At 34.8% G+C, this 8,966-nt stretch carries 6 protein-coding genes; 1 reads left to right on the top strand and 5 read right to left on the bottom strand.

Annotation, left to right across the window (positions count from 1 at the left end; genetic code table 11):
• Positions 1-86: 86 nt before the first annotated feature.
• The 5 genes from CD29_RS19040 to CD29_RS19020 form a co-directional block, all read right to left on the bottom strand.
• Positions 87-797: a response regulator transcription factor gene (locus CD29_RS19040; RefSeq protein WP_036190580.1), complete on the bottom strand. Its 711-nt coding sequence runs from the start codon at positions 795-797 to the stop codon at positions 87-89.
• Positions 798-799: 2 nt separating this feature from the next.
• Positions 800-3,049: a sensor histidine kinase gene (locus CD29_RS19035; protein ID WP_036190578.1), complete on the bottom strand. Its 2,250-nt coding sequence runs from the start codon at positions 3,047-3,049 to the stop codon at positions 800-802.
• A 288-nt stretch (positions 3,050-3,337) separates the two neighbouring features.
• Complete coding sequence (locus tag CD29_RS19030; protein WP_036190576.1) at positions 3,338-4,360, bottom strand: M14 family zinc carboxypeptidase; 1,023 nt, start codon at positions 4,358-4,360, stop codon at positions 3,338-3,340.
• 396 nt (positions 4,361-4,756) lie between these two features.
• Positions 4,757-5,743 (bottom strand): GGDEF domain-containing protein, encoded by a 987-nt coding sequence (locus CD29_RS19025; RefSeq protein ID WP_235801876.1) that lies wholly within the window; start codon positions 5,741-5,743, stop codon positions 4,757-4,759.
• A gap of 299 nt (positions 5,744-6,042) precedes the next feature.
• Complete coding sequence (locus CD29_RS19020; protein WP_036190574.1) at positions 6,043-7,977, bottom strand: alkyl/aryl-sulfatase; 1,935 nt, start codon at positions 7,975-7,977, stop codon at positions 6,043-6,045.
• 194 nt (positions 7,978-8,171) lie between these two features.
• Here CD29_RS19020 and CD29_RS19015 point away from each other — a divergent pair, with 194 nt between their 5' ends.
• Complete coding sequence (locus tag CD29_RS19015) at positions 8,172-8,693, top strand: DUF6143 family protein (protein ID WP_036190572.1); 522 nt, start codon at positions 8,172-8,174, stop codon at positions 8,691-8,693.
• Positions 8,694-8,966 lie beyond the last annotated feature (273 nt).

Below are 8,966 nucleotides of genomic sequence, written 5' to 3'. Positions count from 1 at the left end.
GTGGACTTTCACCACCAAGTTATAAGCCCATGCCGAGCGCACAAAAAAATCCCGTACTGCAAATTAGCAGTTCGGGACTCTATTTGTTATATTTCTATACTTTTTAACATATATCCAAGACCTGGATAAGTAATAATATATTCTTCTTCTTTTTGAAGAGCCTTTTTTATTTTTCGACGAATTCTTGCAATACCAACACGTAAATATTCTACGTCATCACGGTACTGCGGTCCCCAAACCTCCGATAGGAGTGTCTCATGCTGCACGACTTTATCGAGATTTAGTGCTAATATTTCCATTACAGAATACTCGGTTGGGGTTAACTTGAATTCCTCATCATTAATCCAACACCGTTTGCTTCCTAGATCAAACGCCAGTTCCCCTGTAGTAATAACGGATGTTTCAATCATTTTTGAATCAGCAGAAGTTAATTTGCTTCTTCGCAAAACGGCATTCACTCTTGCAAACAGCTCCTCTAATGAGAAGGGCTTTGTTAAATAATCATCTGCGCCAACATTTAACCCCTGTACTTTATCCTTCGCGTTACTTCTAGCAGTAAGCATAATCACAGGTACATTTGAAAACTTTCGTAGTTTTTCTAATACAAGAAAGCCATCCTGTCCAGGCATCATTATATCTAGTAAAATTAAGTCGGGCGAGACTAAGTCAAACTTCTCCAGCAATTCTTCTCCAGAGCTCATTGTGGACACTTCATATCCAATTGACTTTAAATTAGCTGCTATAAAGCGTAAAATTTTCGGTTCATCATCAACGATGCAAATCTTTTGAGTATTCAACACTACTCTTCCTCTCTTTTGTTCGGAAAATATAAAATAAAAGAGCTGCCCTTGCCAATCTCACTAATTACTTCAATTTCTCCTCCATGTGCATCCATAATGCCTTGGCAAATTGCTAATCCTAGGCCAGTGCCTCCCGATCTTCTTGTGGCAGTTATATCCACTTGATAGAAACGATTAAATATTTTAGTAATATGATCATTTGAAATGCCGATTCCATTATCACTAACCGTGATCATTGTATAATCCCGATTTGCATCTAATGTGACATCAATTTTCTTCAAAGGCGAATCATTATAGCGCAGGGCATTCGTAAATAGATTAATCAATACTTGGGAAACACGTAATTTATCAGCATAGAAGGTATAACCCTCTTGCAAATGGTTATTAAATTGAAATTCTACGTTCGTCGTAAGCGTTTTTGGAATCTGATCCAATGACTTTTCTATTAAATGATCTGCTCGAATCATTTCACGTTCAACATACATCGTCCCTGACTCGATTTTGGAAATATCCATCCAGTCATTGACTAATTGAAGAATTCTATCGATATCTTCATGTATTCCTTCTAATAATTCCTGTTGGAAATCTACTTCCCACTCCACTTCCTTACGAAGCAATGTTTCGACACTACCTTTAATATTTGTAATTGGTGTTTTAAACTCATGGGATGTAAGAGAAATTAAATTATTCTTTAATATATCGATTTCTTCTTCTTTTGTTATATCTCGTAATAGTAACCCTTCACCTATCTTATAATCGTCTAATAGGACTGAAAATTTATGAAGAACATAAAACTTTTGTTCTTTTGATTGTTGTTTTTTATACTCTAATTTAAGTTCACCTTTGTCCTTAGCAAAAAAGGCTGAAAGTTCATCGTGCTCTATATCAAATAGTGCAACAAACTGTTCATAGACACAAGATAGTGTTAATAAGTCATCCTTAATACCACCTGCCACGATATTTAAAAAGTATTCATTGACATATTCAACTTCTTTTTCATTATTAATGAGTGCCAACCCTTCTGACATACTTTCTAATACAGCGAGCAGTACAGCATGATTGTTTCGAAGCTCAAGGTTTTTATTTCTCAAAGTAACTGTTCGTTCATGAACTCTACCTTCAAGCTCTTTATTTAACTCGAGTAATTCTAGTTTATTGTTTTCAACCTCATCAATCATTCGATTGAAATAATAGAATAACTCTTCCATTTCTTTTGGGCCTTCTCTTTTCTTCGTAACAAATGCGTTCTGTTGAATGCCATTTGTATAGTTTTTTATATAATCGAGTAACTGTCGTAATGTCACTTCTAACCGATTCGTTAAGAAAAGACTGACACCTACCATCACAATGGCAGTTCCAAGAAGAAAAATAAGAATAGTCACTATCGAATCTTTGTACGTATTTGTAATGGCTTCCGTTGGCTTGGCCACCCAAATCGTCCAATCTAGTGACTTAATTTTTTTATAAGTAATATATTCTTCCCTATTTGGATCTTTTAACTTAAAGTAGTTACTCCCCTCGACCTCATCGTTTTTTTCAATATATTGAACGATTTCTGAGTTCGAGACATTCACAAGATCTCTTTTTGTGTCGACTGAGGGGTGAACAATAACATTTTTTTCTCGATCGATGACGATTACATTTCCTTCTTCACCAGAGTTGCGCTCTGTAATATGCTCTCCTAAAGCATTTAAATCCAAGCCTCCAAGAACATAACCGATAAGTTCCCCATTCGTATTTAGAATAGGTGAAACAATGGACACTAATAGAGCATCGGTGCCTCCCCTTCCATGGTAAACAGGAGAAATGACCGTCGATTTTGTTTTTACTAGCTCTTTATAGTAATATCGATCACTAAAATTAAGATTTTCTCTATTTGTACCATCCGTGTACAGTTCTGGATAAAAAACGATGGATTTTCCGCTACGATCCCCTACATACAAGTTGACAAAACCTGGGTAGTTAAGCTTAATGTCTCTGAGTTCTTCATGAATCGCTTCCGTATCTCCCGCTTCCAACGCATCTTTTACTCTCAAAGCTTCTGTTTGAATAACTCTCTTATGTTCTAAAATATATTTGTCAATATAATCAGCAAGATATGTCGTTGCTTGTGCTTGATATCTTTTACTTTCATCTATTAATTTAGATAATTGATATATTTGAAAAATCCCTAGAAATACAATTGAAAAAAACAAAATCGTTAGAAAGGAATAAATCAGTTCTTTTTTAAAGGAACGAACTTTTTTCATACTTGTTCTCCTTATCTTTCAAAAATGGCAGCTCAAGTTCATATGCAAAAAATTGCACGAAAAGGTCACCATTATTATTAATATACTTCTCGTAAATTATAACTTAGCGTCAGTAATATTTCCCTATTATGTATAATTATCCTATATTAATATATTGCTTTCTTGTTTCATTTTATCATCTAATCAAAAATAAAACCTCACGAACTGTAAAGTGTTCATGAGGTTTTATTATTATCTATTAACTTTTGTGATAATGGTGCCTATTCTAGCCATTAATTACTATTCGCATTATCTTTGAGTTTCTAATGTGTCCCAAAAACTCGTATCTGCATTTTCAATTGAACCATCTGCTATTGCTCGAACCGCAGCATCAAGTGTCGTAATCGTTTGTTTGATTAAGTAACCATTACTTTTTTGACCAATGATTGCCCATTCACCCTCGTGATCGGACATTCCGCGCATTTCGAAAAGTAATGTGGAAATATCATATTGAACTGCGGCACCATTTCGGCCAATATTCTCACCACTGCCACCATTATATTTTGCGATATGCCCCCATCCAGTAGAATCAACAGCATTAAATACAACTGCCCCTAGTTTTTTCGATTTCTCTAACACTTCTGGTTTAACATTAGGATTTGTTGGATAAAGCATCGAACCTGATACTAATTTTCCATCGCGTCGAGCTTGAGTACCTTGATGATGTAAATCGATCATATAATCAATATCATACTTTTGTAGAACATTTTTATGAAGGGCTTGTGTCTCAGGGTGCACTTTATCAACGTGATCACGGTTTAAATCCGCTCCTACTGCATTGTAGCGTGTTAAATGGCGTCCCCCATCTGCTATATAATTATCAAGCGAAAAATTCACATCACCCATCGCACCATCGGCATTTAACATTGGCAAAATAAGAATGTTTACCTTATCAAGAACGCCCTTTGTTTTACCTGTCCCAAGATGTTTGATGAATTCTAATGCACCTTCTGTAGTTAGTTGTTCATTACCGTGTTGTTGTGTTAAAAATAGTATAGTTGGATTGCTAGGATCCGAAATGTATTTTGCTAAATGGATATCTCGACCTTTTACAGTTTGGCCAATCACCTCAAGTTGCATCGCATCTTGCTTGGCATCTTGCGTTTTAAGAAACTTTACCATTTCATCGTAAGTATAAAGATTAGCAGTTTGAATCGATTCATTTCCATTAAAATTCGGCCCTTCACCTACAGCATAGGTAGTTAATGCAGGCGTAACAGCTCCTAGTGCTAAAATTCCAGTTAACGATAGTGCAAATACTTTCTTTTTCATAAGATCCCTCCACTTTCATAATTCAAAATAATAAAAATATTTTGTACATTTAGAATAACTATCATTTCTTTCATCGTACATAGAGGGAATCTATCAATTTATCTTCCTTCGTTTTGGTTAAATTGATATAACTTACTAATTGTGATGTATATTCATTTACTTACTTTTTCGATTTTTATCGCAAATTTGTATAGAGTAAAAGTCACTCACACTGTTGAAGAAACCGTTTAGCATATGCATGGAGTATTCCCTACAAAAAAACCTTTTGGCATTTCACTTGCGCAATATTTCATCGTTTTCATTCTCCTAACGACAAAAACTCACAAAAATAGAAATCTCCTATTTTGTGAGTTTTAATAGTTTATTATTTTGTACGAAAAACAATTGGTCCTGCCATTAAGTTAAGGGAACTGCTCCACTTTCGTATTTCAAGTCGCTTCCCTTTGCTCTATACATCGCTCTATCTGCTTCTTTAAGCATGGTTTCTAATATTGCATCCGAAATATCTGTTGTGAAGTACGATCCTATACTAGCCGATACATTGATGACTTGTTGATTCAAGTACATAGGTTTTTCCAGTGTGTGTTGGATTCGGCTTTTTACGATTTCTAGTTTTTCGCTGTCAAGATTCGTGAACAATATGACAAATTCATCGCCGCCTAGCCGGCAAAGTAAATCTGTGTCTCTCAATTCACTAGTTAACCTCGCAGCAATTTCCTCCAATAATTGATCTCCCATTTCATGCCCATATGTATCGTTAATAGTTTTAAAACCGTTCATATCAATGAAAATGAGTGCGATTGAATTGATTTTTGTCGTTTTTAGAAAATTAAACTTTTCCTTTAGCAATAACCGATTTGCAGCCCCTGTTAAAGGATCGAGATATGCAAGTTTCTGTAGTTTGGCATTTGCCTCATTGATTTTATAGTTGAAAAATAATAGCAAGCTAGTAACCAGTACACCAAACAATACTAGAAAAGCAAAATCTCCCTTGACGACATTTGGGAAAACCTCATCGTGAAGGTAAAAGAATGCATAATATGTAAGAACGGTTGAAGCAATCCCAGCTAACACGACTACGCGCGAATTTTGATAGATGGCACTAAGAGGTAGAGCCAGCCACATGAAAATATAATTTACTAAATACGGAGAATCCTTTAGTAAAAAATAAAAGTAAATATACACACAACTGACAATTGCATACATCGTAATCTTTGGGTTTACTTTTTTGTAAATGAAGATTGTCAGGAGCATACCCAAAACGATAAAAAGATATGCTGGAGGAAATATACTTGCTACTCCCTCTATAAAAATATTAATTGTTATATTTATAAAATAAAAAACACAGATTAATAGGAGTAATACTGAATTTCGTTGATGCATTAATTCATTACCAACCATAGCTATCTCTCTTTCCTTAAGTAGTAGGATAGAATTTGTTCAGTTGTATATAGCCAAAAAATACAAAACATCTCATTATCTGTATTATAACTTATAAAGGGCTTTGAAACTTTGTAATTTATTTGAATTTATCTTTAAGAGAATCTCACTTTAAATTTTTCCGGAGAATCAATCACACGAGTAAAACAAAAAAGCTTAATCGAACCTTTTTGAGGTTAATTAAGCATTTCTTATAGTATTTAGATTTATTAGCTTACACTTGTTTGAGTGACTCCAAGAAATCATTCCTTTGGCACAGGTGTCATTATATTAAAACTATGATTTATCGGCTCTTGTAGCGATAAAAATAGATCCCACTTGTTCGTATCGCCCTCAATGATGAGCTGTGAATAATCAGGCTTTTGATTTGTTGTTGCCAATTGATATAATATTTCTTTCGGCATGGTTACAGTAACAGCTGCATCATTAGCTGGATTGTCATCCAAATACCTAAAGATTCCTCGCTTCACTTCTGTTGAAGCAGTTTCGTCTCTATCTGGAATAATAAAATTCATTTTATAATTTAAATTTCCTGCTTTAATTCCGTTCAGTCTTATACTAAGTAAATAGATGACATCTGCTAGAGGTAAGTTCTCAAGAACATCATTGGAGATAAAGGACCCTTCAATTGGAAGAATGCCATAGCGTAATTCCTGTGCCCCCATTAAATATTCATTTCTCCAAGGGCCCGATTCGGCAATATACCCTAATTGTTCTAACGCATCTGCACATAGGAGTTTTGCTTCTTTATTCGTTGGATCAGCATAGATTATATGTTTTGTAACCTCGGCCACCCATTGATATTCCCCATCTTCAAAGGATTTCTTCGCCTTCTCCAAAATACGCTCTGCTCCCCCCATATACTCCACATACTTTTTGGCTGAGTCTTCCGGGAGTAATTTATTGAGCTCAACAGGGTTTCCATTATACCAACCTAAATATTTCTGATACACAGCTTTGGCATTATGAATAATCGTTCCATAGAACCCACTGTTGTACCACTCATCTGTTAGACTATCAGGAAGTTTGATGAGCCTTCCAACTTCTTCGATAGTGTGACCTCTATTCATTAATCTCAAAGTTTGGTCATTTATATATTGATAGATGTCCCTTTGTTTCTCAAGATACTCAATACAGTACTGATTTCCAAATCGTGGCCAGTTGTGAACGCCAAATACTGAGGTGATGCTTTCTCCCCATCGATCAATTGCAGTTTGTATTGCTTTTGCCCAAGCAATTGGATCTCTAATTCTAGCTCCTCTTAAAGTTAATAAATTATGGAGCGTTGCACTACTTAGCTCCGCAATACATAAAGATTGCTCACTCGGGATATAGATTAACATTTCTGAGGGGGCTTCCGTATCTAAAGCTAATTGAAATTCAAAAGGTACGCCATCTATAATTTTCTTTACAAATTGTTCATCTATTTCGTCAATATTTTTTGTAAAGGTTACTGATCCCAGAGATTGGCCCTTTCCAATTCCATTATCAATTTGCCCTTTCTCATTTCGTGGTAATTCTACACCGTACATATAAATTCCACGCCGAGACATTGCAACTCCAACGTTAACATTTTCTTCTAATGCTGATTGTGTGAAATTTTTAGGGGCGTATACTTCAACATTTTCTTTAGCAAACTTTAGAACACCTAAGATACCGCCATAATGATCTTCATGGGAATGGCTGATAATGACTGCACTTACAACGGGAATTTCTCCAAAATTGTTCGCAACAAATTGTAAAGCTGCTTCTGCTGTTTCTTCTGAACCCAAACAATCTATAATAATCCAACCAGTATTTCCTTTTATGAAGGTAATATTCGCAAGGTCGAATCCTCTAACTTGATAGATATTGTCTGTAATCTTAAATAATCCTGTATTTAAATTTAAGTTCCCTTGTATCCAAAGTTTAGGATTTACTGTGTAAGGTATTTGTTTATTTAATAAAAATGCGTACCTTTCTAAATTCCACACTGGAATATTTGAATTCTCTTTCTTTATTACCGGCAAGTTCGCATTGGCAAGTAACCCTACTTTAGCCAAATAAGATTCGATTCCAACTTTTCTCCAATCTATGTTTTTATATGTTTCTGCATTTTGTAGTATTGTATTACGTGTTGCACTCTTTCTTAAATCATAACTCTCCCTTTCCTGCCTCCGATTATCCCTAAAATTCATAATTACACCCCATACTTTATGAATTTTTACTTCATGGCAGTAGTATATGCAAATAGTAATAGGAATTGATTTATACGAGACTGTGAGTAGACACTTGGAGGGGTAGGCTTAAATCTAAAAGGTTTTAAATTATAATTGTCTAAACGTGCTTTTCCACTATACATAAACTGTTGTAAAAAGGAGTGAAATAGTTTATGACAATCAATAAATCTGTAAATATACCAAACCCTTTATATCAATCACTACAGGGACAATACTTTGTAGGACAAACCGAAGCAGTTTATTTCGGGAAAGGAAAAAATGCTTTAGGGGGATTAATTAACCCTTCAAATTCAAATATTGATTTATTTGTTAATGCGTTTACCATTACTAATTTCTCAAATGAGCCGATCGTAGCTGAAATTTGGTTTAACCCATCACCTATTGGGAGGCCTAGTTTCTCAGATAAGGTGACACCAGCAAATACTGCGCTTTGTCCACTTCCACATCCGAAAGTAAAAATCGTATCTGCTGAACTGTTTGAAGGATTCCCTCAACATGGAGTAAATGCGTTTAAACGAATCGTCCCACCACAAACTACTTTAACAAGTGATGAGGATGGGAAGTTTATTTTCCCACCAGGTGGATCTTTTGTCATTATCTTAGTTTCACCAAATAACGAAATCGTTAAATCTGAAGTTGCATTCGGCTGGTTTGAAAAAGAGGTAGATTGCTAAAATCTTAGATCAAGTAATTTTATATTTTCTTTATATAATTACTTATAACTAATGAAATAAAAAAACTCTAAATCGATTACTTTTATATGTAATCAATTTAGGGTTTTTATAAATAACAGATCGTTTAATTATGCTGCTCTGATGGGTTCCGGTATCAATAACCAACTGATATTCTATAACAAACAAAGCATACAGGCTTTTTATCCTTATTCCTCATATATACATAAAAAACACGACAGTAAACATGCTGCCGTGTTTTTTAGACAATATTTT

The sequence above is a fragment of the Ureibacillus manganicus DSM 26584 genome, assembly GCF_000772945.1.
Taxonomy (GTDB): domain Bacteria; phylum Bacillota; class Bacilli; order Bacillales_A; family Planococcaceae; genus Ureibacillus; species Ureibacillus manganicus.
This window is presented reverse-complemented; position numbering and strand designations above follow the sequence as displayed.

Excerpts from the sequence above, each read along its gene's own strand:
- CD29_RS19035 (WP_036190578.1), bottom strand. The coding sequence starts at position 3,049 with ATGAAAAAAGTTCGTTCCTTTAAAAAAGAACTGATTTATTCCTTTCTA.
- CD29_RS19015 (WP_036190572.1), top strand. The coding sequence starts at position 8,172 with ATGACAATCAATAAATCTGTAAATATACCAAACCCTTTATATCAATCA.
- CD29_RS19025 (WP_235801876.1), bottom strand. The coding sequence starts at position 5,743 with ATGCATCAACGAAATTCAGTATTACTCCTATTAATCTGTGTTTTTTAT.
- CD29_RS19020 (WP_036190574.1), bottom strand. The coding sequence starts at position 7,977 with ATGAATTTTAGGGATAATCGGAGGCAGGAAAGGGAGAGTTATGATTTA.
- CD29_RS19030 (WP_036190576.1), bottom strand. The coding sequence starts at position 4,360 with ATGAAAAAGAAAGTATTTGCACTATCGTTAACTGGAATTTTAGCACTA.